The sequence below is a fragment of the Acidovorax sp. KPB24-03 genome, assembly GCF_057546605.1.
Window position 1 is genome coordinate 1 of record NZ_BAAJYR010000916.1, and the last position, 620, is coordinate 620.

Annotated in this window: 1 protein-coding gene; it reads left to right on the forward strand. The window is 76.1% G+C overall.

Annotated features, from left to right (window positions below):
• On the forward strand, positions 1–620 hold a 620-nt coding region (gene cbiE, locus AC27KI_RS26785), incomplete at both ends, for a precorrin-6y C5,15-methyltransferase (decarboxylating) subunit CbiE (RefSeq protein ID WP_487116938.1).

A 620-nucleotide genomic window follows, 5' to 3' on the forward strand; every position in this document is an offset into this window, starting at 1 on the left:
CGGCGGCACGCGCGCGCTGGCGCTGTTCGAGGACGACATCGCCCCCGGCGCCACGCGGCGCGACCTCACGGGGCAGCTCTCCGCCGTGCCCGGCTGGATCGCCGCCGCGCGCGATGCGCAGCAGGCCAGCGTGGTGCTGGCCACGGGCGACCCGCTGTGCCACGGCATCGCCAGCTACCTGGCCTCGCGCCTGTGCATCGAGGCCATCGAGGTGATTCCCAACGTCTCCACGCTGCAGCTGGCCTGCGCCCGCCTGGGGCTGGCCTGGCAGGACGCGCGCATCGTCTCGGTGCATGCCAGGGATGCGGGCGAGTGGCAGCAGGGCGCGGCGCCGTCGCACGGCCTGTATGCGCTGGCGCAGGCCGTGCGCGCGCACGACCGGCTGGCGGTGCTCACCAGCCCCGACAACACGCCTGCGCGCATCGCCCGCCTGCTGGTGGCCGAGGGCCTGCAGGACGACTTCCAGCTCAGCGTGGCCGAGCGCCTGTGCACGGCCGACGAGCGCGTGTGCGCAGACCTGGCGCCGGCCGACGCGGCGCAGCAGGCCTTCGCCGACCCCAACGTGGTGCTGCTGGTGCGCACGCGCCAGCGGCCCGCGCCGGTGCGCTTCGGCCTGCCCG